We start from the raw sequence: 25,898 nt of genomic DNA, 5'->3' as shown, positions 1-25,898 counted from the left end.
TCACCACTCGACGGGGAGTTCCGCCACGCCGTAGACGATGGCGTCCTCGCGGAAGCGGATGTCGGCCGTCGGCGTCGTGGGCCGGATCTTGGGGAAGCGGCGGAACAACCGGTCGAACACCACGGCGAGTTCGAGCCGTGCGAGGGAGTGGCCGAGGCACTGGTGCGGCCCGAATCCGAAGGCGACGTGGTGACGGGCGCCCCGGGTGACGTCCACCGTGTCGGGGTCGGGGAAGACGTCGGGGTCGCGGTTGGCCAGGGACAGCAGTGCGATCACTCCCTCGCCGGCGCGGATGAGCGTGCCGCCGATCTCCGCGTCGGCGACGGCGACACGGGTCATGCCGAGTTGCATGACGGTCTGGTGGCGCAGCAGTTCCTCCACGGCGTCCGCCATGGCCGCGGGGCCTCGGACGGCCCGGGCGAGCTGGTCGGGGTGCTCCATCAGGGTGAGCGCACCGAGACCGATCATGTGGGCGGTGGTCTCGTGGCCGGCGGCGAGCAGCATCCAGGAGATGGTGACCAGTTCCTGGCGGCTGAGGCGACCCGGCTTGTACTGCTGCTCGACGAGCACGCTGATCAGGTCGTCCTCCGGCGCCTTCTCCTTCTTCGAGACCAGAGCGTCCAGGTAGGTGCTCAGACCCGCTTTGGCCGCCGCGAACTGCTCCTGGTCGCTGGAGCCGTCGAAGAGCGTGTTGAGGTAGCCGCCGAAGGTGGCGTGGTCCTCGTGCGGGACGCCCAGCAGGCCGCAGACGACACGGGAGGGAACCGGATAGGCCAGCTCCCGCACGAGGTCGGCCGGTGCGCCGTGGGCGGCCATCCGGTCCAGGCAGTCCTCCACCACCTGCTCCACGAAGGGCCGCATCGCCTCGACCCGTTTGACGGAGAACAGCCCGGTCAGCATGCGGCGGTAGTGTGCGTGTTCCTCACCGTCCATGCGGATGAAGGTGCCCTTGAGGACCGGTTCGACGGGCTTGGGGTAGAGGTGGGGGAAGCCGGGGCGGCTCATGTCGGAGCTGAATCGCGGGTCGTCCAGGACCGCGCGTACGTCGGCGTGGCGGGTCAGCAGCCAGGCGGTCTGTCCGCTGGGCAGCGCGACCCTGCTCACGGGGGCGGTGGCGCGCAGCTCGGCGTAGCGCTCCGGAGGGTCGAAAGGACACGTGCGTGCCGTCAGCGGGAAGTCGAGACTCACTGCATCCTTCATGATCACCTCGTCCGTCCCTTCGGTTGCCTGATCGGCTGTGAGGCTAGACGCGTGCTCGCCCCCGCGGCTGCTCAATACTGAGCAACGGCGACTCAAGTCACTTGCGTAGAGGGGCCGTTGACATTCCACCGAGTTGTCGGTTAGGAGTCTGGAGCGGGGCCGCCGCCGCATCTGACGCGGGTTCCACGAGGGTCATCAGCGGCGGGTCCAGGTCCTCTGGCCACGCAGAGACACGCAGGGAAAGGCGAACCGACTCGGCGAGAACGCATGGAGTTTCCAGCGCCGGGCTCACAGGCTCGGCCGACCGGATCAAGAACTCAGAGCCACGGGAGATTTCTTGACTGTGACTGCCACCCACGCCAACCAGGGATTCCACGCCTCTGTCCAGTCCGCCCTGCAGCGGATCGGGACCGGAACATCGGCCATGCGGGTCCCCCGTGGAAAACTCCTGTACGCGGCCGGAAGTCGAGGAAGCAACGTTTATCTGGTTCTCGACGGATACGTCAAGACCACGACGGTGTCCATATCCGGAAAACAGTGTCTGCTGGGCATACATTCACCGGGAGATCTCGTCGGGGAGTCCTGTTTACTCAACAGTGAGCATTACGAGAGCGCCACGGCGATGACTCCGGCGACCTTGCGCAGAATTCCGCAGAGCAGTCTTTTCAAGGCGCTCGACGACCAGGATCTCTACGGTGACTTCCTGCGGCTGCTGACCCGGCGGCTGTGCGAGCAGCAGCAATTCATCACTCATCTGGTGACGGACAACTGCGAGCAGCGCCTGGCTTTCGCGCTGCTGCGGCTGGCCCGGAAAATAGGTGTCCAGCAGCCGGGCGGCCGGGTGGTGATGACGCAGCGCCTCACCCAGGAGGAACTGGCCGGAATGGTGGGCACCACCCGGTCGCGGGTCGGTTTCTTCCTGAAGAACTTCCGCATGCGGGGGATGCTGGAGCCGGGGCCCGGCTCCCTCATGACGGTGAACGTCCCGGAGCTCGTGAAGTTCCTGAACACGCGCGACTGACCTTCAGGGATGCCGGGGCCGAAACCCCGGCCGGGCCGGCCCAGTGCCGTTCCACATAGGCGAGGCAGTCGCCTCGGCCGGCCGGCCCGTGGACGGTTCTCCAGCCCCGCGGAGTCCCGGCGAAAACGGGCTGCAGAGCGTGCTGGCCCAGATCGTTGACCACGACGAGGAACTCCAGCTCGTCGTTCTCGAAGGGGTTCACTGCTCCTCCTGTGTGTCTTTCCCTCCGGCGTTTCCCTCTGCCGGACAGCACGTTCAGCGCTGCGTCCGCGGCAGGGCGGAGAGGAGAATGCTGCTGTTGAATCCGCCGAATCCGAATCCGTTGGACAGCGCGTGGGAGACGTCGGCGGGCACGGCCACGTCCGTGGTGAACTCCGCCCCACGGGCGTCCTTGGGGGGTCTGCCCGGAGTCGGATGCAGGAAGCCGCCGCGCATCTGGACAGCGACCGCCACGGTTTCCACCACCCCCGCCGCGGTGAGGCAGTGCCCGGTGAGGGCCTTGGTGGCGTTCGCCCACGGGCGTCGGCCGGTGTGGCCGAACACCTCGCCCATCGCGGCCAGTTCGGCGGCGTCTCCCCCGGGGGAGCCGGTGCCGTGGGTGTTGACGTAGGTCACCTGGTCCGGCCGTACTCCGGCGTCGCGCAGCGCGCCCGTCATCGCGGCCGCCTCGGCCCGCGGGTCCGGGGCGGCGGAGCTGGTCGCCGCGAGCCGGGCGTGCGCGCCGCCGACGCGGGCGTAGCCGGGCACCCGGCGGCGGCGCGCCGAGCTCTCGGACTCCAGCACGGCGCAGGCCGCCGCCCGGCCCGCGACGAACCCGCTGTGGTCGGGGTCGAAGGGGGGTGCGGCGGGGCCCGGTGCCATCGCGCCGATGTTCAGGTACGCCTGCCGTTCCACGTCGGACAGATCGGCGGGCGCACCGACCACGAGGCAGGCGTCGGCCGCTCCGGAGGCGACCAGCCGTGTGCCCTGCACCAGGGCGAGGTTGCCGCTGGCGGAGGCCGCCCCGACGGTACATCCTTCCCCCTCGATACCGAGCACCTCGCTGAGCACACCCACCTGATCGGTGTCCTGGAGGCGGAGCGCGGACCGCGGTGGCACGAACCGCGGCTTGTGCGCGTACCGGGCGGTGAGCTCGGCGAGCTGCCGCCCGGTGAGGTTGTTGCCCGCCACGACGAGGGCCACCCGGTCCGGCTCCGGGGGGTGTTCGGTCAGCCGGGCGTCGTCCCACGCCTGAAGTGCCGCGGCCACGGCGGCGCGCATCGCGAGGCCGGCGCGCCCGGCCGCCCTCAGCGCCCGGTCCACCGGCAGGCCCGGGCTCCCGCGCAGCGCCTCCAGCGCGCGCTCGGGCGCCTCGTCGTCCAGGTCGGCGCGGCCCGGCCCGCCGTCCGCGTCCTGCCGTATCCCGCACCGGCCCTCGCGCAGGGCGGCGGCGAACGCGGCGGCGTCGTCGGCCACGGCGCACAGGACACCGACCCCCGAGATCACCACCGGTTCTCCACGCATCAGCGGTGCTCGTCCATCAGCCGGGCCAGCTCCTCCACCGTCGCGCCGGAGGTGAGCTTCTCCAGCGGCAGGTCGATGTCCAGCTCCTCCAGCACACCGGTGAGGATCTCGGCCCGGTCGATGCTGTTGCAGCCCAGCTCGTCCAGGGTGCGCTCGGGCGTGATCCGGGCGGGATCGACCTCCGGTACGACGGCCACCGTGTGCCGCCGTATCGTCCGCAGGATCTCGTCGTGGCCGACGGCCGTGGTGTCGCTCATCGCGCGGTGGTTCCTTCCGTGATCCAGTCGTAGTGGCGGTGGTGGTCCTTCACCGAGGTCAGAGCCAGCAGCCGGTCCCGGCCCGGCACCCGGTCCAGCAGCTCCTTCCAGGCGTACGGGTCGATGTCGCGGTCCGCGACCGGTACCAGGCAGCTCGTGCTGTGCGGGAGCAGTTCCTCGTACTCGGCGAAGGTGAGGTCGGCGCGGCGCTCCAGCCGCCCCGCGATGTCCAGGGCGGCAAGGGTGCCGGCCGCCGTGTCGCGCACGACCCCGCTGAAGAACTCCGAGGAGCAGCCCGACCCGTAGGAGAACAGTCCGGCCCTGAGCTCGCCCCGCGGGCGCAGGGTGTCGATCGCGCCGGCCAGCGCGAGGTAGAGCGAGCCGGAGAACAGGTTGCCGACGATGTCGGGGTAGCGCAGCGACGGTGCCACGCGGCGGTCGAAGTCCTCGTCGGTCCACCGGCGGTCGGGGAGGCCGGCCGCGGGGCCGTCCGGGGGGCCGAACTCCCGGATCAGTCTGCGGTGCGCCGCCCTCACCATGCCCGAGAACGGGGTGTGGAAGACGAGCAGGTCGAACGTGCCGGTCACGTCCGCCTCCGGGACGCGCGCCCGGTAGTCGCCGTAGGCGCCGACCAGGCATTCCAGATAGGCGAGCAGGGACCGGTCGACGTCGGCGATGTCGCGGTCGGGCGTGGGCCGGGCGGTGTCCTGGACCTCGAAGCTGTGGGCGCCCGTCGCCCCTGGGTCGAGGGCCAGCACGCGGGGTTCCTCGCCGACCAGCAGGGCCACCGCGCCGGTGCCCGTGGCCGGTTCCGCGTAGGAGGCGCGCGCGTCGGCCAGCGCCACGTCGGTGGCGATGACGAGCGCCTTGGCTCCCGGTTCGGCGGCCACGTACCCGGCGGCGAGCCGCAGGGCGGCGGTGGCCGCGAAGCACGCCTGTTTCGCCTCCAGAAGCCGGCACGCCGGTGACAGCCCCAGGTGGGCGTGCACGTAGGAGGCGACGGACTTGCTGTAGTCCAGCCCCGACTCGGTGGCGGTGATGAGGAAGCCGATGCTGTCCCGGTCCTCGGCGGAGAGCCCCGCCAGCAGCGGCGCGGCGGCGTTGACGGCGTTGGTGACGGGGTCCTCGAAGGGCAGCGCCACGGAGCGTGCCGCCATGCCGACGTTGTCGAAGCGGTCGGGGTCCAGGCCCCGCCCGGCGAACAGCTCGCGCACGGCGATCCTGGCCAGACCGCCGTACACGTTCATGGCGTCGATGCCGATGGGCCGGTCGTTCACGGTCGCCTCCCGGTGCGGTCGAGGAACGCGGCCAGGAGCCGGTTCACCTCGTCGGGGTGGGTGACGCAGGGGAAGTGCCCGGCGTCGGGGATCTCCTCGTAGCTCGCGCCGGGGATCAGTCCGTGCATCAGATGGGCGGTCTTGAGCGGGATGACCGAGTCGTGGCGGCCCTGCACGAGCAGGGTCGGTACGGAGATCTCGGGAAGCCGCTCGCGCAGGTCCGGTTCCCCGGCGAAGAGGTCGAGGTAGCGCAGCCCGGTGCGGGCGTCCATGCTCTCGCTGCGCAGCAGGAGCTCCGTCAGCCGGTCACGGTCCCGGGCGACGCGCGGTGAGCCGGAGCCCGACACGATCCGGTCGAGGTCCTCGGCGACCACCCGCTCCAGCCGGTTCACCCCGCCCTCGCGATTGGCGTACCGGAAGGATCCGCAGATCAGGGTGAGGGATGCGGTCCGCTCCGGGTGGCGCAGGGCGAAGGACTGGGCGAGCAGGCTGCCGAAGGACGCGCCGACCACATGTACCGGTCCCGTCGCTCCGAGCCGGTCGAGGACCTCGGTCCTGCTGTCCGTGATGCCCGCCAGGCTCAGGTCGGTGGGGGCGGTGCTGGCGCCGACGCCGGGATGGTGGACGACGACGGTCCGGTAACGCCCGGACAGGGCGCGGAACTGCTCGGCGAAGACACCGGCGCCCATGTTGAAGGGGTGCATCAGCAGGACGACGGGGCCGTCGCCGGCCGCGAACACCTCGACGTCGCCGTCCGCCAGCCGCACCACGTGCCGCTCCACGTCCGGCACCGCCTCGGCGAGCAGCCTGGCGTTCTCGTCGGCGGGCGCGTACCCCTCCTCCAGTTCCTCCAGGATGTCGCGCGGCACGGCGGGCCCGGCCGGGGACCGTGTCCCGCCGTCCGCCGGCCGGTAGACGGCCCGTGCCGGGTCGCCGCCCGTGCCGTCCCCTTCACCGGCCGGCACCAGGGCGGTCAGCGGTGGCGGGGACAGGAAGTGCCGGGACAGCCGCCCGGCGAGGTCCGTGATCCCCTTCCGGGGCCAGCCCACGGGCACCGCGAGCCGGATCAGGCCGTCGTCGCCGAGGTGCGGGCCGCCGCGGACCCCGGTGTGCGCGAACAGCCAGGCCAGCACGGACGGGACGGGGTGGCTGAGCTCCGTCGCGCCCGGTACGCGCCGCGCGTCCAGCAGGACGCAGTGGGAGCCGGGGACGTCGACCACCGGGGCGTCCGCCGACCGCAGGGCCTGCCGCAGGGTGGTGACCGCTGCGAGACGGCGCCGTACGAGCTTGGCGACGCCGTCCAGATCGAGCAGCGCACGGCGCAGGGTGCGCCGCTCGAGCAGCCCGGCCCAGGGTCCGCGGGCCGTGGTCTCCTCACGCAGCAGGTCCGCGTGTTCGGGCAGCGCGGTCGCGACGAGGCCCCCGTGGTGGACGCCGAAGTCCTTGCCGGCGCTCAACGTGACGGCGTCGGCCTGCGCGAGCAGTTCGCGCGCGGCGTCCCACAGGCCCCGGCCACGCATCGGCTCCTCGTCCTCCACCACGGCCGCGGCGTTCTCCAGCAACCGGGTGGCGTCCAGCACCAGGGGCACGCCGTGGGCACGGGTGAGGTCGCGGACCGCGCGCAGCCCTGCGAGGGACAGGGGGACGCCGCCCGCGGCGTTGCAGGTGAGTTCGAGCGCGACGAAGGAGACCGGTGTGCCGGTGTCGGCGAGCGCTGCGGCCAGCGCCTCCGGGTCCACGTCGCCGCCTGCGCCGGTCGTGGGCAGCCGTTCGGGGTGGAAACCGCTCACGGCGAGGCTGCGCAGCCAGGTCGGGAAGAGACGGTTGTGGGGTACGCGCCCGCGCGCACCCGGCCAGCACCGGCAGAGCAACTCCTCGGCCTGTCGGCCCGACGCGGTCGGAATCACCGTCGGGAACGGCAGCCAGGGCAGGTCGTCCTCCGCGTCGTCGCCACCGAGGGCCGACTCGGACAGTGTGCGCAGCCGCTCGGTCATGAACGCGTCGGCGCGCTCGGACCAGGAGTCGGTCAGCAGGTCGAACGGGACCTCGGAGAAGGGCAGCCGGAGAGGGTTGCACCCGTGCGCGAGCAGCGGGGCGGCGTGGGCGCCGGCCAGGGATGCCGGGCCGGCCGGGGCGCGGGGCGTGCGCGGTGGGGCGTGCCGCCCGGTGTCCTTCCGGGCGGGGACGGTGGGCGCGCAGGGCGCGTCGCCGGACCGAGGGCCGGAGGTGGTGGCTCCGGCGGGAGGCGTGGGGGTCGGCAGCGGTCGTGAGGGTGCCCTCCGATCGGCCGGGAGGGGGTCGGGCGAGGGCCGGCCTTTCGGGGCGGCCGCGAGTGGTGACGTCTCGGCCGCAGGCGGCCGGGGCGTGTGCTCGTCGGCGGCGGCCGGTGGGGACACGGGCCGGACGGCCGGGCCGGCGCCGGGTCGGCCGGTGGGGGTGGTCGCCCGGTGCTCCGGTGTGGCCGGGGGCTCCTGGGCCGTGTGCGGGTCGGCGATCATCAGGATGACGTCCGCCACCGGTGTGCGCGGGCCCTCGGCCGGGCGGCAGAGGTAGAGCGGGGTGTTCACCGGGCGGAACTTGTTCTTGAAGCGGAAGTTGCCGCTGCCGAAGATCCCGGCCTCGTCCAGCTCCCGCAGAGCGCGCTCGGCCTCCGGGTCGGCGTGGGAGGGGTCGCCCAGCCGCACCCCGAAGCTCGCGCCGAAGCTGAACACCTCGACGCCCTCGGAGGCGAGCTGTTCGATGATGCGCACCAGGGCGAACTCCAGTCCGCCCCTCGGCATGTCGGGCGGATAGAACTCCACGTCGAGCAGATAGCCGTTCTCCGCCGGGACACGGGTGACGACGACCGCGTTCACCAGGGCGTCGTCGACGGTGGTGAGGAAGACCCGGTGGTTGTCGCCGAGACGGCCGTCCAGGAGTTCCCGGCGCACCCGCCACACGTACGGGTTGGTCATCTCCTTCCCGCGCGTCCACGCGTCCACCAGGTCGGCGAGCCGTGCGTCCAGGTCGGGGTCGGAGCCGGAGACGTACTCGGCCGTCCGGCACTCGCCCGCACGGGCGAAGCGCTGCACCATGTTGCGCAGCCGGCTCTTCGCCGACCCGGCGAGGTCGAACCGCCCGATGTCCTCCAGGCGCTGCAGGGCGCCGAACGGGGTGGCCGTGACCCGGTGGCCGCCCACCTCCGTCAGCAGGAGGAGGGAGAGGAAGTTGGGCCGCAGGCCCTCCCCCACGGCGTACTCCACGAACTCCCCGGCCAGCTCGGCGAAGTGGTCGTCGGGGCCCACGTAGCTCCAGGCCAGCAGGTCGTCACCGGACCTGGAGAAGATGAGGTAGCCCCGGCGTCCGGCGCCGAGGAAGGCGAGGGGCGCGATGTCGCGGCCGGCCAGGCCGGTCTCGCGACCGTACCTGCCGAGCAGTCGCTCCAGCAGGCCGGCCGTCTCCGCGTCACCGGGGTCGCTGCGCGGCACGATCAGCGGCGTGCCGCCTTCCCCGGCGCCCGGCCCGCGTCCGCTCCGCCCGGTGCCCGCCCCGGGAGAGGGCTGTCGTGCCGCCCCTCCACCGTTCCCGCTCGCCGGTGCCGTCGTGGGCGCGAGCGAGGAGACCGCGTGCTCGCCGTACCGTTCGGCCAGGAAGGCGTGGAGCTCGGCCGGGGTCGGGTGGTCGAACAGCAGGGTCTTGCGCAGGGCCCCGAAGCGGCTCTCCAGCGCGCTGATCGCCCGGAGCATGTCGAAGGAGGTCAGTCCGGCGTCGGTGAAGGCGATGTGCGGGTCGAGGCGGCGGTCCAGGACGCTCTCCAGCAGGGCGAGGAGACCGGTGGGTGCATTGTCCCGGGGGGTGGCTTCCCCGGCCGCTGACGGCTGCTGCGGGCCGGTGGCGGCCGTGGTCCCGGCCCCGGGTCCGGCCGCGTCGGCGGGTGGGGTGGTCCGGGGGCCGGCGACGAGGCGGGCGAGCAGGTCCACCGTGTCGTGTTCGTACAGGTCGGCGGCCGACAGTTCCGTGCCGTACTCCACGTTCAGGGCGCGGGCCAGGTCCATCCGGAAGATGGAGTCGAGGCCGAGGTCGCCGAAGGGCCGCTGCGGGTCCACCTCCTCGGCGGGTGTGCCGAGGATGTCCGCGAGACGTGAGCGCACCACGTCCGCCACGTCGTCGGGAGCACGGTCCGCGGACGCCGGTCCGGCCTGGGCGACGGCGGTCCGGGCCGCGTCCGGAACGACTGCCGGGGCGGGAACGGCGACCGGGACGGGAGCGGGAGCCGGGGCCGGAACGGGAGCCGGGTCGGGAGCGGGAGCCGACCGGGGCGTCGCGTGCGCCGTCAGCGGTTGCCGAGCCGGTGGCGCGGGTACTGCCGGGGCCGCGGCCGTGCGACGGACGGGCGCCAGCCGGACGGGGGTGCGACGCGGCGGGGACGAGGTCACGGGCTGCTCCACGGTGGGTGTCGACGGGAGGGTGAACCAGTGGCGTGCGGTGCTCATCGGGAAACTCGGAAGCCGCAGCCGCCGGGGACGCTCGCCTCGTACGGGCGCCAAGGGCACGGCACCCGTCACCCAGGCGGCCGCCAGCGCGTCCACGTCCTGCGGGACCTGCGCGGACGCGGCGTCGGCCCGCGGCGCCGAGGACGCCGCACCGGTCCTCCCCGGCTCCGCGGCCGCGGAGGGACCGGCCGGTGGCCGGCGCGTGGCGGTGCCCCGGTGGATTCCGGTGCCGGTTCCGCCGTCGGCGGCGGCCCGCAGGGCGGTGATCAGCTCGGTGCGGCCCGCGGCCACCAGCGCCAGACGTTCGCGCAGTTCGGCGCGCGCGTCGCGCAGGGTCAGCGCCACGTCACGGAGGTCGAGGTCCGGTCGGTCCTCCAGCGCGTCGGCGAGCCGTCCCGCGTAGGTCCGCAATGCGGGCTCCGACGGCGCGGACAGGGGGTACAGCGTTCGCTCGCCGTGCGCCGCGGCCTCCGGGCGTGACGGCTCCGGCTGCGTCACCCGCTGTTCCAGGACGACGTGCGCGTTGGTGCCGCCGAACCCGAAGGAGCTCACCCCCGCCCGGCGCACGGGGCGGCCGTCCCGCGCCCGGACCACCGGCCACCCGCTGTGCTCGGTGACCAGCCGGAACGGCGAACCCTCGAGCCGCAGGTAGGGGTTGGGGTCCTTCAGGTGCAGCAGGGCGGGCAGTTCGCCGTGCTCCATGGCGAGCAGGACCTTCAGCACGCCCGCGATGCCCGCCGCGGCCTCCAGGTGGCCGACGGCCGTCTTGACGGAGCCGATCCCGGTGACCGGTTCCGTCGGCATCGCGAGCCCGTGCTCGGCGTACAGGGTGCCGAAGGCCTGCTTCAGGCCCTCGATCTCCACGGGGTCGCCGAGCCGGGTTCCGGTGCCGTGGGCCTCGATGTAACCGATCGTGTCCGGCTCGACGTCCGCCTCACGGTGCGCGCGGACCACGGCCTCGGCCTGCGCCCGCGGGCTGGGTGCCGTCAGGGAGGCCGAACGCCCCGTGTGGTTCACGGCGCTGCCCTTGACGACGGCGTAGACGTGGTCGCCGTCGGCCAGGGCCCGGCGCAGCGGCTTCAGCAGCAGCGCCCCGGCTCCTTCACCGCGTACGTAACCGTCGGCGCCCGCGTCGAACGTCCGGCACCGTCCCTCGGCGCTGAGCATGCCCGCCTGCGCGAAGGCGACGAAGACCGCCGGGCTGAGCGTCACGTTGACCCCGCCGACCAGGGCCGCGTCGCACTCCCCCGCCCGCAGCGCGCGCACGGCCCGGTGCAGTGCGACCAGTGCGCTGGAGCAGGCGGTGTCCACGGCCTCGCTGGGTCCGCGCAGGTCCAGCAGGTGGGACACCCGGTTGGCGACGACGGCGTGGGCGACGCCCGTGGCCATGTGCGCCTCGGTCGGCACGCCGTGCGCGGTGAGCAGCTCGTCGTAGTCGGAGGTGGCCACGCCCACGAACACGCCCGTGCTGGTGCCCGCCAGGTCGTCGGGGCGCTGCCCGGCGTCCTCGACGGCCCGCCACACGGCCTGGAGGAACAGGCGCTGCTGCGGGTCCATGAGCGCGGCCTCGCGGGGCGATATCCCGAACAGACCGGCGTCGAACGCGGCGATGTCGTCCAGGAACCCGGCCCGTACGTCGCGGGTGCGGGGGTCGGCGAGCAGGTCGGACCGTTCCTCGGGGACCGAGGTGACCAGGTCGTCGCCGGCGGCCAGGTGGGCCCAGAACGTCTCCAGGTCCGGTGAGCCGGGGAGGATGCCGGCCATGCCCACGACCGCGATCTCCTCCTCCGGCACCGGCGCGGAGGCGGACCGCTCGGGCACGGGCGCGGGCCGCTCGGGCGGGCCCGGCAGGGACGGAGTCGGCGTGGACGGAGCCGCGGGCGTGTCCTCGGCGTCGGGCAAACCGGCGTCGCGGGGTCGCGGCGGGTCGTGCTCGACGCGGGGGTCGTCGGCCGGAGCGGGCTCGTCGGCCGGAGCGAGGTCGTCCCCGGCGCCGGGATCGTCGGGCGGTTCCGCGGCGGGCCCGGCGGGCCCGGCGTTCGTGAGCGGGCCGGGTGCGGTCGCGGGCAGGTGGGCCCCGCTCAGATGGGCGGCGAAACGCGCCAGGGTGCTGTGCTCGAACAGCGCGGTGGGCAGCAGGTCCAGCCCGTAGCGGTCGTTGACCCGGTTGATCAGCTCCGTCAACGAGATGGAGTCGAAGCCCAGATCCATCAGGTCGGCCTCGTCGTCCACCTCCTCGGGGTCGACGAGCAGGAAGCCGGCCGCCAGGAGCCGGAGTTCGCGCAGCACCTCGCCGGTGTCCGCCTTCCCGTCCGGGGTCGCCGCGGGCGGCTCGGACGACGGTGCGGGGCTGTCGGCGGCGGCCGGCTGGTACACGACGACGCGGGTTGCCGTCCCGGTCAGGGCGCGGACGAAGGCCCGTTCGCCGCGTTCCGGTGCGAGCGGTGCGATCCCCCAGCGGCGCTCCATCAGGTGCAGCGTGGCCGCGTCGACCGTCATACCGCCGTCCCGCCACAGCGGCCAGCCGATGGACACGGTGCGGCCCCGGCGTCCGCCACGGGCGCGCCGGGCCTCGCGCGCCTCGGCGAACTCGTCGAGGAAGGCGTTGGCGTAGGCGTAGTCGGCCTGCCCCGGGTTGCCCATCTCGGCGGTGGCGGAGGAGAAGCAGACGAAGAACTCGAGCGGTTCTTTGCGCGTCAGCTCGTCGAGCAGGACGGCTCCGTGCACCTTGGGGCCGAGCACCTCGGCGGCCTCGGCGGCCGTCTTGCGCACCGCGCGCGCGTCCCGGGTGGTGCCGGCGGCGTGCAGCACGCCGTGCAGCGGGCCGAAGTCCGCGCGGATGCGGGAGACCAGCCGGGCGGCGTCGGCGGCGTCCGACACGTCGGCCGGCAGGTGGACGGCGCGGGTGCCGCCCGTGTTCAGCTCCTCGATCAGGGCCCGCTGCCCGGGGCCGAGCGGCGAACGCCCGGTCAGGACGAGCGTGACGGGGCCGCGTGCGGCGAGCAGTCGCGCGAAGCGCAGTCCGAGCCGTCCGGCACCACCGGTGATGAGGTAGGTGCCGCCGGGACGCACCGGGAGGTCGTCGACGAGGGCGGCTCCGTCGGGCGTGAACTCCTCCAGGGCACGCTCCTGCCGGACGCCGTCGGCGTAGCGCACGTGCGTGACGCCCTGGCCGCCGCCTGCCCGCAGTTCCGCGACGAGGAGCTCGGCCAGCGTGACGGGGTCCGTGTCCGGCGCGTGGGCGAGCGTGGTGCCCGTGCAGCCGCTGTGCTCCAGGGCCAGGGTCCGCAGCGTTCCGGCGGTCGCGGCGTGGTGCGGCCTCCTGTCACCGGGGTCCCAGGGGTGGGCGACGAGGAGGTGCAGCGGAGCGGCGGCGTCGCGGGCGAGGAGCGCGGCGGCGGACCACAGCACCGCCCCGAACCCGTCGGCGAGGCACGCGTCGAGGGTGTCCGGTGTGAGCGGCGAGTCGGGGCAGATGCGCAGCAGGCAGTCCGGGTGGACGTCCCGGGCCGCGAGCTCCTCGACGAGAGCCCGGTACTGCTCCGGGTCGTCCGGCGGCAGCGTGTACCGGCCGTCCTCCCCTCGGGCGACGGGGCCGGCGGCGGAGCGCGGCAGAGCCGTCTCGTGGCGGATGGCGTGACGGTCCAGTTCCCGCTCGACCGCCGCGGCCACCGTCTCGTCGGGCGCGAGCACCAGCACCGTGCGCGGGGTGCGGACGGCCGCACCGCGTTCGGCGGGGGACCAGCGGGGGCGCAGATACCGGCAGCCGTCGTCGGCGGGACGGTCGTGGTCCGGCCGGGCGGGGACGACGGCGGTGGTGAACCCGTCGAGGGCGAGCAGTTCCCGGCCGTCGTCGTCGATCAGGCGCAGGTCGAAGCGGTGGCCCCGGGAAGCGGTGCCGGTTTCCCGGACGTGCACCCAGCACTCCTCGGGCAGCGGGGCGGACTGCCGTACGCGCTCCACCCGGGCGGGGACCTCCGGGGGTCCGTCCGGCACCAGGGCGGCGGTGGCCTGGAACGCGCCGTCGACGAGGGCCGCGTGCAGGGGCCGGGCCTGCTGTCCGTCGGGCAGCCGCAGCCGGGCGAGGCATTCGCCCCGGCCGGTGGTCAGTTCGGTGACGACGGCGAGTCCGGGACCGTGGCGCAGGCCCGTGCCGGCGAGCGTCCGGTAGAACGCGTCGACGTCCTGCGGGTGCGGGCACCGGGCGCGCAACCCGTCCGGCCGGACGGCGTGGCCGGTGGCGTCGTCCGGTTCGGGTGCGCCGGCGCCGGCGCCGGCGAACGTTCCCTCGGCGTAGACCGGTTCGGTGCCGTCGGGTCCGGTGACGCGGAACCGGCCGCTGTCGCCGGCCGCGTCGATCCGCACCGCCAGCCGCTCCGGGCCGGTGGCGTCGAGCGCTACGGGACGGTGCCACCGCAGGTCGCGCAGTTCGCCCGGAGCCGTCCCGAGCGCCGTCCACACGGCCTCCAGGACGGCCGCGCCGGGCAGCAGGCGCCGGCCCGCCACGACGTGGTCGCGCAGGTGGGCGTCGTCGAGGTCGAGCGGGAGGGTCACCGGCCCGGACGCGGCGGGCAGGTGGGACCGGTCCGTGCGCAGCCAGTGGCGGCGGCGCCGGAAGACGGACGTGGGGAACGGGGCCCGGCGCGGCCACGGGCGCGGCCAGAGCGCGGCCCAGTCGACGGGGACGCCGCGCACCCACAGCCGGGCGAGTTTGGCGAGGTCGCCCCGTTCCACCAACCGGGCGACGAAGGCGGCGCCGTCGTCACCGTCGAACAGGTCGTCCGCCTCGCCGCGCGGGCGGGCCTCTCCCGTCCGGACGTCCGGGTGCTCCTCGCCGCGGGCGAACGCGGACAGGGCGGCGGCGAGCTGCGCGCGGTCCGCGGCGGCCACGGCGAGCCGCACCTCCATGTGCCTGCGGCCGAGCTGGCTGGTGGCGGCGAGTTCCCGCAGGGTGCCGTGGCGGGCGTCCGCGTCGGCGAGGTGCGCGGCGACGCGTTCCGCGTAGGCACGCAGGGAGGCGTCGTCCCGGGCGGACAGCACGAACAGCTGCCGCGAGCCGTCCGGGTCGCGGGCCGCCTCGGGACGGGCGCCGGTGGGCTCGAACTCCTCCAGGACGACGTGGGCGTTGGCGCCGCCCGCGCCGAAGGAGCTGACGCCGGCGCGGCGGGGGTGGCCGTCCGGCGCCGTCCACGGCTCGGACCGCCGTATCGGCCGGAACGGCGACCGGTCGAAGTCGATCTTCGGGTTCGGGTTCTCCAGGTGGATGCTCGGGACCAGGGTGCGGTGCCGCAGCTGGAGCAGCACCTTGGTGAGGCCGGCGATGCCCGCTGCGGCCTCCAGGTGGCCGATGTTGGCCTTCACCGAGCCGATGACCCGGTGGCCGGTGCCGGCCGTCGCGGGGCCGAAGGCGCGGACGAGTCCGGCCACCTCGACCGGGTCGCCCAGTTCGGTGCCCGTGCCGTGCGCCTCCAGATAGCCGACCGTGGCCGGGTCGACGCCGGAGCGTCGCAGGGCCTCGGTGACGACGGTCGCCTGGGCGTGCGGGTTCGGCACGGTGTACCCGCTGGTCTTGCCCCCGGCGTTGACCGCGCTGCCCTTGATCACCGCCCAGATGTCGTCGCCGTCGGCGATGGCGGCTGCCAGCGGTTTGAGCAGCACGGCGCCCACGCCCTCGCCGGGGACGTAGCCGTCGGCCCGCTCGTCGAACACCTTGCAGGCGCCGTCGGCCGACAGCATGTTCAGCGCGGACAGGGACACGTGGTGCGAGGGGTGCAGCACCAGGTTGACTCCGCCGGCGACGGCCATCCGGCACTCGCCGCGGCGCAGGCTCTCGCAGGCGAGGTGCACCGCGGTCAGCGACGACGAGCACGCGGAGTCGACGGCGAAGCTGGGGCCCTGGAAGTCGAAGAAGTACGACACCCGGTTGGCCACCGACCAGTACGCGGAGTGCGCGCCGGACAGCCGCCCCCGCGGCCACTGGGTGGCGCCGAGTTCCCCGTACGTGCCGTACATCAGGCCGACGAAGACGCCGGTGGCGGGCTCGTGAGTGTGCTCGCCCAGGTATCCGGCCTCCTCCAGCAGGTTCCAGCTGGTCTCCAGGAACAGCCGTTCCTGGGGGTCGATGTCGTCGGCGTCGCGCGGCAGGATGCCGAAGAAGCCCGCGTCGAAGCGGTCGACGTCCTGGAGGAATCCGCCCCAGCGGCTGGGGGTGCGCTGTGGTGTCCCCCGTCGAGGGTCGTAGTGGGGCCGCCAGTCCCAGCGGTCGGGCGGGATCTCGGTGACGCTGTTCTCGCCGCGCAGCAGGTTGCGCCAGTAGGCGTCCACGTCCGGCGCGCCGGGGTAGCGCCCGCTGACACCGATCACCGCGATGTCGTCCCCGTGCGAGGGACCGGCCGGGGCGGTCGCCCCGCCGCTGTCGACGGCCGCCGCCGACGGCCCGGACGGGGTGGGTGACGAGGCCGCCCGGGGGGTGACGGCCTCCGGTCCGGCGGGCGCGGGAGCCCTGGACGCGGCGGATTCCGGCAGGGCCGCGGCGAGCGGTGCCGCGTACTCCGTGCGCAGGCACTCCGCCAGTCGTTCGATGGTGGGCTGCTCGAACAGCAGCGTGGCGGGCAGCGGGCCCAGGTCCTCCTCGAAGCGCCGGATGACGGTGAGGCTGATCAGGGAGTCGATGCCGAAGTTCTCGAAGGTGACCCGGTCGCCGAGATCGTCCGGATCGTATTTGAGGACCTCGGCGAAGACCCGCTTGACGTAGCGGCGGGCCGTATCGCCCGACGGCGACGGCAGCGGTCCGGGGCCGACTGCCGGGGCGGGTGCCGGTGCCGGCGGCGGCGCGGCGGCGGGCGGCCGGGGAGCGGTTGCGCCGAGCCGGGCGAGTCCGGCGGCGTCCGCCGTGACGATCAGGGCCTGCGGCAGGCGCGCGGCGAGGACGCGTTCGAGCGCGGCCAGGGCCCGGTCCGGGTCGAGCGGGCCGTGCCCGAGGGCGGTCAGCCGCGCGGTGCGCCGTTCGTCGCCGGCGGCCATCCCCTCGCCGCCCCACAGCCCGAGGTCGATCACCGTGGCGGGAGCCTGCCCGGTGGCGCGCAGCCGCAGCGCGAAGGCGTCCAGGAAGTGGGCGGCCGCCGCGTAGTTGGCCTGTCCCGGGGTGTCGGTGAAGGCCGCCGCGGACGACAGGAACAGCAGGAAGTCCAGGGGTTCCCCGCTCACCGCCCGCCACAGCGCCTCCGCTCCGGCGGTCTTGGCGTCGAAGGCGGCGCGGAAGGTGTCCTCGTCCAGCCCGGCCAGGGTGCGGTCCGCGAGGACGCCGGCGGCGTGGACGACGCCGTTGAGCCGCCCGTACGCGGCGCGGGCTCGTTCCACCGCGTCGCGCAGCGCGCCGGCGTCGGTGACGTCGGCGCTGACGTAGCGCACACTGCCGCCCAGCGCGGTGACGGCCGACATCTTCCGGGAGATCTCCTCGTCGAGCGGGCGGCGGCCCACCCACACCAGGCGGGCGCCCGCCGTGCGGGCGAGGTGCCGGCTGAGTGCCGTACCGATACCGCCCGCGCCGCCGACGACGAGGTACACGCCCCCGGGCCGGAACGGGACGGCGGGGGCATCGGGCAGGTCGGCGGGCGCGACGCGCCGGACCAGCCGCCGGGTGCCGCGCAGCGCGGTGACGGGTTCCCCGTCCGCCACGGCGCTCTCGGTGTACAGCAGGTTCGCCGCCCGCTCCGGTTCGAGCGGCCCGGCTCCGAGGTCGACGCACCGCACCGCCCAGTCCGGGTACTCGGCGCCGTACGTGCGGGCCAGGCCCAGCAGGGCGGCCCCGGACGGGCAGGGCGTCTCCCCCGCACCGGCCGCCACGGCACCGTCGAGGGCCACCAGGAGACGTCCGCGACGGGCGCGTGCCGGACCGGTCAGCGCGGTGAGCAGCCGGAGGGTGTCGAGCGCGGGCCGTTGCGCCGGCCGGCCCGCGTCACCGGCGGTGTCGCCGCACCAGCCGAGGACGTGCACGAGGTCGTAGGTCCCTTCGGCCGCGGCTCTCGCGGCGGGTTCGCCCAGTTCCGCGACGGTCGTCCGCTGCGGCCCGTGCAGTTCCGCGAGCCGCCGGGCCGCTTCGCCGGCCGCCGCGGTGTGGGCGATCAGGATCCGGCCGTCGACGTCCCGCCGCACGTCACCGTCGTCCGGCCGCCCCTCGGTCCCGGAGGTGTCCTGCCAGACGGGCCGGTACACCAGCGGGCCCCGGGGCGCGGAGAGCGGGCGCAGCGTCAGCCCGGTGACCCGGACGAGGACCCGTCCGTCGGCGTCGACGACCCGGAGGGTGACGGTGCGCGGCCCGGTGCGTACGGCGTGGGCGCGGGCGGCTCGGTCCAGGGGGGCGAGGACGTCCACGGCCTCGGCGCCGAAGGGCACCAGGAGGGTGTCGCGGTCGGCCTCGTCCGGCTGCAGGACGGAGGCCAGTTGCAGTGCGCCGTCCAGCAGTGCGGGATGCACGGTGGCGTTCCCCTCCAGGGCCGGTGGCCTCAGTGTGGCCAGGGCCTCGTCCGCGCCGTGGGCGATGTCGTCCAGGACCCGGAAGGCGGGGCCGTAGGCGAGACCGGCGGCCGCGAAGCCGTCGTAGAACACGTCGGTGCCACGGCGGTGCGGGCAGCGGGCGGCGACCTCGGCGAGGGGCAGGTGCTCGGTCTGCGGGCGTCCGGTGGCCAGCCGCCCGCTCGCGTACGTCCGCGCGCCGTCGGTCAGGGCGAAGGCGCCGTCGTCCGCGAGCCGCAGCCGGGCCCCCGCGGTGGTCCGGCCGGGGTCGGCGGTCAGGGGCCGCAGCCAGCGCAGGTCCTCGCAGCGCAGGGGCAGTTCGCGCCCGGCGCCGAGCGCGGCGCGTACGGCCGCGGCGGGGGTGGCGGTGGCGGGCAGCGTGGGGGTTCCGGCGACGACGTGGTCGGCGAGCAGCCAGTCGGCGTCGAGCGGGTCGGCGGATCCGCCCGGGTGCCCGCGGCCGTCCGCGCCCGCCCCGCCGGAGGCGTCGGCGCTCTCCGTCCGGCTTCCGGCGTCCGAGGGGGCCGGTGCTCCCGCCCAGTACCGCGACTCGGTGAACGGGTACGTCGGCAGGGGGATGCGGCGTGCTCCGGTTCCCGCGAACAGCGACTCCCAGTCCGGGTCGGCACCGCGTACGTAGGCCGCGGCCGTGCTCGTGTCGTCCTCGGGGGCCGTCAGCCAGTACGCCCCCGCGTCCGGGGCACCGTCCAGCAGGCGCCTGATGCCGGCGCCCAGCGCGGTGACGGTGCCGGCGGTCAGCGCGGCACGCACCGGGAGATGCCGGCGTCCCACGGCGAGGGTGAAGGCGATGTCCCGTGCGCTCGCCCCGCCCCGGGCGCCTTCGGGAGCGGAGAAGGCGACGGTGGCGAGGTCCTCCAGCCGGCGCCGCAACTCGGTCTCGGTGCGGGCGGACACCGGGAACGTGAAGGCGCCGGCGCCCTGGCTCTCCCGGAGCGGCCGCGGCGCGGCGGGAGGTGCCTCCGCCACGACCAGGTGGCAGTTGGTGCCGCTGAAGCCGAAGCCGCTGACGGCGGCCGCGCGCACGCCCGAGGGTCCGGGCAGCCAGTCCACCGCCTCGGTGCGCACGCGGAAGGGGCTGCCGTCCAGGTCGAGCCGGGGATTGGGCTCCCCGAAGCCGGCGGCGGGCGGCTGGGTGCGGTGCCGCAGTGCCAGCAGGACCTTGAGGAGGGAGGCGATCCCGGCCGCCATGGTGGTGTGGCCCACGTTGGCCTTCACCGAGCCCAGACCGCAGTAGCCGGTCCGGTCGGTGCCCCGGTGGAAGGCGTCGGTGAGCGCCTTGACCTCGATGGGGTCGCCGAGCGGGGTTCCGGTGCCGTGCGCCTCCACGTAACCGATGTCGTCGAAGGACAGTCCCGAACGCCGGTGCACCGAGGCGATGAGCTCGGTCTGGGAGCGGGCGCTGGGCGCGGTGATGCCGTTCGTGCGGCCGTCGCCGTTCACGCCGTCGGCGCGGATCACCCCGTGCACGGTGTCTCCGTCGGCCAGGGCCCGGTCGAGGCGCTTGAGCACGACCGCGCCCACGCCCTCGCCGAGCACCGTGCCGTCGGCCGACGCCGCGAAGGGCGCGCAGACGCCGGTCGGCGACAGCATGCCCACCTGGCCGCACCGCACGTGCAGTTCGGGGGTGAGCATCAGCGCCACCCCTCCGGCGAGGGCCATGTCGCACTCTCCCGACCGGATCGACTGACAGGCGAGGTGGACGGCGACGAGCGAGGAGGAGCACGCGGTGTCCACGGCGAGGGTGGGGCCCGTCAGATCGAGGAGGTAGGCGATGCGGGCGGCGAGGATGGAGGGGGCGTTGCCCAGGAACGCGTATCCGCTGTCGCGCTGCCCCCGGTCGGCCAGGAGCCGGCCGTAGTCGCCCGCGCCGCTGCCGACGAAGACGCCGCAGGTGCCGGTGGCAGCCGTGCGCGGCGCTCCGTAGCCGGCGTGTTCGAGGGCGTTCCACGCCTCGCGCAGGAAGAGGCGCTGCTGCGGGTCCATCGCCTCGGCCTCCAACGGGGAGACGCCGAAGAACGCCGCGTCGAAGGCGTCGACGTCGTCGAGCAGGGCCGCCCACCGGCTGCAGGTGGTCCCCGGGACCGTCGGGTCCGGGTCGTAGCACTGTGCGGCGTCCCACCGTTCGGCGGGGATCTCGGTGATCTCGCAGCGCCCCGCGAGCAGGTTCTCCCAGTACGCGTCCAGCGTGGGCGCGCCCGGGAAGCGACCGGCCATGCCGATGACCGCGATGTCGGTGCCCCGGTGGGGATCCGGCACACCCGCGGCCGCGGCCCCGCTCGCCGACGTCACCGCGGCGGCCTCCCGGCGCCGCTCCGCCCGCTCCGTGGCGCGGACGGGGCGCACCCCGGAGGGCTCTGTCCCGGCACGGGTCTCGGCGTCTTCGGCAGGCTCCGCCCCGGCACGGCCCTGCGCGCCCCGGCCGGACTCCGGCCCGTCGGCGGTCACGCCGTGCGGCTGTCGCCCTGCGTGGCCGTCGGCGGCGTTGTCTGCGGGAGCGGTCCGTGATTCCGCGGCGACGTGCGTGTCGTGGGTGGGGCCGAGCGTCAGTACGTGGTCGGTGAGGCGCTCCACCGTCGGGTGGTCGTAGACGGTCACGGAGTCCAGTTCCACGCCGAAGCGTCCGCCGATCTCCTGGCGGACCACCTCCGCCGCGATCGAGTCGACACCGAGGTCGCTGAACGGCTCGGTGAGGTCGATCTCGTCCGGAGCGACCCGCAGTTCGGCACAGAGCGCCTCCACGATCGCCTGCCGGACCACGGCGCGGTCCACGGCGGGCCTCCCCGCCGGCTCGTCCTGTGCGTCTCCCGCCGGGTCTTCCGGCCCCGCGCCGTGTGCCGCGGGCCCGGAAGACGGGCTCGTCCCGGTGACCACGGGTGCCACCTCCTCCTCCGTCCTCTTCTCCGTCTTCGCCTCCGCCGCGGTCTCCCCGCCGGCCGTCGTCCGGTCCTCCGCGGTCCTCCCGGCCTCCGCGGTCCTCCCGGCCTCCGCGTGCCTTCCGGCCGCCCACTCGCCGGGCCAGTGACGCTCCAGGGAGAAGGGGTAGGTGGGCAGCAGCGGGACCTTGCGCAGGCCGTCGGTGTCCGTGGGCAGGCCGCGGGACGCCCAGTGGTCGGCCCGGCCGGAAAGGCCGGGCTCCCCCTCGGCGACCCATTCGGCGGCCGTCCGGGCGAGGCCGTCGAGGCCCGTGGGATCCGGCTCGATGCCCGCGTACGTCCAGAAGTCCCCGTCGGCCGGGGGCTTGCCCGTCGCATAGCGGTGCAACGCCGCCCGCAGGCCCGCCAGGTCCCCGGTGACCACGGCCAGCCGTACGGTCATGGCGGTGCGGCCGGTGCGGGAGGTGTACGCGAGATCGGCGAGCGAGGGCTGCGGGGCGTCGGTCTCGTTGTCGGGGTCGGTGAGGGCGTTCAGGTGGTCCACCCACCGGCCGGCGTACGCACGCAGGACCGTCTCGTCCCGGGCGGAGAGCACGAACAGGTGCTCCGCCGGTGGCGCGGCCGGTGCCTCGGGGCGTGCGGGGCCCTCCGTCAGCACCAGGTGGACGTTGCTGCCGCCCGCCCCGAAGGAGCTGACGCCGGAGGTCCTGGGGGCGCCGTCGGCGCGCGGCGGCCAGACAGCGGCCTCGCGCTGGACGCGCACGGGCGCGCGGTCGAAGTCGATGTGCGGGTTGGTCTCGTCCGCGTGCAGCGTCGGCGCGAGGCGCCGGTGGTGGAGCTGGAGGAGCACCTTGGTCACCGCGGCGATCCCGGCGGCGCTCTCCAGGTGTCCGATCGCGGACTTCACCGAACCGATCGCGCACCGGTGGTCCCCGGCTCCGGTGAGCGCCTGCCGCAGTCCCTCGACCTCGATCGGGTCGCCCAGCGAGGTGCCGGTGCCGTGCGCCTCCAGGTAGTCGATCCGCTCCGGGGGCACGCCCGCGTCGCGCAGCGCGGCCCGTACGGCCTGTGCCTGCCCGGCGGGGCTCGGCACGGTGAAACCGCTGGTGCGCCCGGTGTGGTTGACGGCGCTGCCGCTGATGACCGCGTACACGTGGTCGCCGTCGAGCAGGGCCTGCCGCAGCGGTTTGAGCAGGACCGCGCCGACGCCCTCGCCGGGGACGTACCCGGTGCCGCCCCGGCCGAAGGCCCGGCAGCGCCCGTCGTCGGAGAGGAACCGGCCCTGCGCGAGCTGGAGGTACTTCTGCGGGTGGACGATGAGGTTGACCCCGCCGGCCAGCGCCGCCTCGCACTCGCCCGCACGGATGCTGCGTACGGCGAGGTGCAGCGCGGTGAGGGACGAGGAGCAGGCGGTGTCCAGGGCCACGCTGGGTCCGCGCAGGTCGAAGGTGTACGAGACGCGATTGGCCACGGCCGAGTGTGCCGCCATGGGGGCGACGCCGTCGTCGGCGGAGTCGACCAGCTGGTAGTGGTTCCACATCACGCCGACGAACACGCCCACGGCGCGTCCGGCGAGCGTGGCGGGCGGGTGGCCCGCGTCCTCCAGCGTGTGCCAGGCGGTCATCAGGAACAGCCGCTCCTGCGGATCCATCCGTTCGGCGTCCCGCCGTGAGATGCCGAAGAACTCGCGGTCGAAGCGGTCGTAGGCGTCGACGAAGCCGCCCCATCGCCCGTAGGTGCGGCCGGGGGTGCCGCGCTCGGGTGCGTAGTAGGTGTCGTGCGGCCAGCGCTCCGGGGGGATCGCGGTGATGCAGTCCCGGCCGCGGACGAGGTTGCGCCACAGCTCGTTCACGTCGGTCGCCCGCGGGTACTGCCCGGCCACCCCGACGATGGCGATGTCGTCGGGAGCGGGGTCCTTCGCGGGGCCGCCGTCCCGGCCGTCCTCGCCGGGCCGTGCGGTCGCGGGGCCGGCCGGCAGGGCTCCGGGGCCGTGGACGGGCATCGGGCCGGAGACGTCCTCGTCGCGCGGTCCGCCGTCCGCGGCGGGCAGCAGCCGCTCCACGCGGCCGGCGTCACCGTGCAGCACCGTGGTGACGACGGCGGGGCCCGTCCCGGCGTCGGTGAGGACACGCAGCGCCTCGCCGGTGGGCAGGGGGACGAGCCCGGTCGTGGAACGGGTGCGCGCCAGTGTCCGCGCGTCCACGCGCATCCCGCCCTCGGCCCAGTAGGGCCAGGCGACGGCGAGGGTGCGGCCCGGCCTGTCGGCGCGGGCGGCGCGCAGTCGCGCGAACTGTTCCTGCCAGGCGTTGGCATAGGCGTAGTCGCTCTGGCCGGGGTTGGCGACGGCCGCCGACAGGGACGAGAACAGCACGAAGAGGTCGAGGTCGTCCCCGGCCGTGGCGGCGTCGAGCCGCACGGTACCGGTGATCTTGGCCGCGAGCACGGCCTCCGCGTCGCCGGGGTCCTTGCGGAAGTACGCGGCGTCCCGCACCGTACCGGCGCAGTGGAACACGCCGCTCAGGGCGCCGAAGCGGCGGCGGGCCTCGGCCAGCGCGGCGGTGAGTTCCCCTTCGTCGGTGATGTCGGCCCGCAGGTGCAGGACCTCGGCTCCGTGGGCCTCCCATTCGGTGAACCGTGCGGCGGTCCCTGCCGGGAGGGCGCTCCTGCCGAGCAGCACCAGCTTCGCCGCCCGTTCCCGGGCGAGGAACTCGGCGAGTCGCAGACCGATTCCGCCGGTGCCGCCCGCGACGACGTACGTGCCGCCGTGCCTGAGGGGCAGGGCGTCCGGTCCGCCGGTGTGCGGGGCGTAGGCGCGGCGGGCCCAGCCGCTGCCGGGGACGCAGCGCAGTTCGTCGGCGGCGGCGGCCAGGCCCGAGGGCCCCGCCGGCGCGGGCTCGGCGGGGTCGGACCCGGTCAGCCGGGCCAGGGCCGAGGCGACGGCGTCCGTGTCGGCGGGGTCCGCGTCGACCTCGACGCGCAGGCAGCGCAGCACCGGTGTCTCGGCCGTGACGGTGCGCGCGAGGGCACCGACGGCGGTGTCCTGGGCACGCGCCGCCCCGCCGGGTGCCGCGTGCACGTACAGGACGGCGCAGGGTTCGCTGGTGCGTTCCTCGACCAGGGCGGCCGCCAGCGACTGGACCGTCCGGTACGGCGAGGCGGGGTCGTCGTCGGCGGGTGCCGGCACGACGAACGTGCGGGGGGTGGCCTCGGCGCGCAGGTCGCGCAGCAGTCCGCGCAGGTCCTCGCGGTCGCCCGGCATCGCCCGGTGCAGGACGCGCCGGGAGCCGGTCAGACGGCCGCGCAGGTTCTCGGCCAGTCCGGCGGACCCGCCGAGGACCACGAGGTCCCCGGCGGTCATGACGGGGCCCGCGTGGCCGGGTGCGGGCAGCGCCGCCCATACGGGGCGCAGGCAGACGGTGGTGACGTCGTCGCCCGCTCCGGCCGCGGTCGTGACGGTCTCGTCCGGCGTGGCCGGTGCCCGGTCCGGTGCGGGCGGTCCGTATGCGGACGCGAGGTGCCGTGCCAGGCTGTCGATGTCGCCGAACTCGAACAGGAGGGTGGGGTAGAGGGCCGTGCCGACCGCTTCCTCCAGCAGCCCGCTGATGTCCAGCAGGGTGACGGAGTCGAGTCCGAGTTCGTAGAACCCGGTCGCGGTGGCGACGTCGTCGGGATCCCGTCGCAGGGTGTCCCCGACCACCTTGCGCAGGAAGCCACGCCACGCGTCGGCGGCGGGGTCCGCACCGTCCCCCGTGGAGCCCGCACCGTCCCCCGTGGAGCCCGCACCGTCCGTCGCGCCGCACGGGGCCTGCCCGCGCTCCGGCGTCTCCTCGGCCTCCCCCGTCTCCGCGGGCCCCTCCACCGCGACGGCCCGGCGGACGCCGTCCACACCGTCCACGCCGTCCACGTCGAGCAGTCGGGTGACCAGCCCGCTGTGCCGGATGCGCTTGCAGCTCAGCCGGCGGAACTCGGCCACCAGGGCGCCGGTCTCGTCGTGGATCGCGCAGTCGCTGTGCACCAGGTCGCCGGAGGGGGCGTACTCCTCGGCGCGCGGCACGGACACGTACACGCGTCCCCGCAGCGGCCGCGGCGCGCGGAAGGACTCGATGAAGACCGGGATGAACGGCTCGCCGGGCGAAGGCCGTTGGGCGAAGGCCACCAGGGAGGCCGCGTCCAGGACGCCGGGGTGCAGGTGGAAGCGGTCCAGCAGGCCGGCCTCGTCCTGCTCGAGTCCGATGTCGGCCAGCAGACCCGCACCGCGGTGGACGCCCCGGTACAGCGTCCCCCGGCAGCGCATCGGGGGCCCGTGCTCGATGCGTTCCTCGCGGGCGCGCGCGTACAGCTCCGCCATGTCACCGCGGGCGGTCGCGGACCTCTTCGACTCCTCCGCGTCGAGCACGGGTTCGGGCTCGTCGGTCGTGGTGAGCCGCGCCGAGAAGTTACGCGCCCAGCCGGTGACGGGCACACCGTCCCGCAGGGCGCGGCTCTCGCCGACGACCTCGCGTGCGCCGTCGGCCTCCGGGGCGACGGTCAGCCGTATCTCCCGGTCGAGCCCTTCGGCCGTCGCCACCACCTCGGTGAACAGCACGTCGCGCAGGACCGCTGTCGTCCGGTCCACGCCCTGTGCGGCGAGCACCCGGAAGACGATGTCGAGGAAGGTGACCCCGGGCAGCACCGAGACTCCGTGCACCCGGTGGTTGCGCATGACGAAGTCGGTGTGGCGCAGGTGCAGCCGGCACCGGATCGTGCGGTCGGGCATGGTG

7 protein-coding genes are annotated in these 25,898 nt (G+C 74.9%); 1 reads left to right on the top strand and 6 read right to left on the bottom strand.

The genetic code is table 11. From position 1 onward, the window contains the following. Positions 1-1,200 carry a cytochrome P450 gene (locus ACZ4V6_RS30400; RefSeq protein ID WP_467833652.1) on the bottom strand — a complete coding sequence of 400 codons (1,200 nt, stop codon included), beginning with the start codon at positions 1,198-1,200 and terminating at the stop codon, positions 1-3. 343 nt (positions 1,201-1,543) lie between these two features. Between ACZ4V6_RS30400 and ACZ4V6_RS30395 the strand changes: the two genes are divergently transcribed. Further along, a complete protein-coding gene (locus tag ACZ4V6_RS30395) occupies positions 1,544-2,221 on the top strand; it encodes a Crp/Fnr family transcriptional regulator (protein ID WP_467833651.1) in 678 nt (225 codons plus the stop codon). Here the strand turns inward: ACZ4V6_RS30395 and ACZ4V6_RS30390 are convergent. From ACZ4V6_RS30390 to ACZ4V6_RS30370, 5 genes are read right to left on the bottom strand one after another with little or no spacing between them, the layout of a single operon-like run. Then, positions 2,169-2,423, bottom strand: coding sequence for an MbtH family protein (locus ACZ4V6_RS30390; RefSeq protein WP_467833650.1), 255 nt, complete (start codon positions 2,421-2,423; stop codon positions 2,169-2,171). The two genes, ACZ4V6_RS30395 and ACZ4V6_RS30390, sit on opposite strands and share 53 nt — an antisense overlap. A 53-nt stretch (positions 2,424-2,476) precedes the next feature. Next, positions 2,477-3,724 (bottom strand): beta-ketoacyl synthase N-terminal-like domain-containing protein, encoded by a 1,248-nt coding sequence (locus tag ACZ4V6_RS30385; RefSeq protein ID WP_467833648.1) that lies wholly within the window; start codon positions 3,722-3,724, stop codon positions 2,477-2,479. Next, positions 3,724-3,981 (bottom strand): phosphopantetheine-binding protein, encoded by a 258-nt coding sequence (locus tag ACZ4V6_RS30380; RefSeq protein ID WP_467833646.1) that lies wholly within the window; start codon positions 3,979-3,981, stop codon positions 3,724-3,726. The genes ACZ4V6_RS30385 and ACZ4V6_RS30380 overlap by 1 nt, the downstream gene beginning before the upstream one ends. Beyond that, complete coding sequence (locus tag ACZ4V6_RS30375; RefSeq protein ID WP_467833645.1) at positions 3,978-5,258, bottom strand: hydroxymethylglutaryl-CoA synthase family protein; 1,281 nt, start codon at positions 5,256-5,258, stop codon at positions 3,978-3,980. Before ACZ4V6_RS30375 ends, ACZ4V6_RS30380 begins: the two co-directional genes overlap by 4 nt. Next, positions 5,255-25,894 carry an SDR family NAD(P)-dependent oxidoreductase gene (locus ACZ4V6_RS30370; RefSeq protein WP_467833644.1) on the bottom strand — a complete coding sequence of 6,880 codons (20,640 nt, stop codon included), beginning with the start codon at positions 25,892-25,894 and terminating at the stop codon, positions 5,255-5,257. The genes ACZ4V6_RS30375 and ACZ4V6_RS30370 overlap by 4 nt, the downstream gene beginning before the upstream one ends. Positions 25,895-25,898 lie beyond the last annotated feature (4 nt).

It is taken from the genome of Streptomyces sp. NPDC029152, from assembly GCF_055564355.1.
This window is presented reverse-complemented; position numbering and strand designations above follow the sequence as displayed.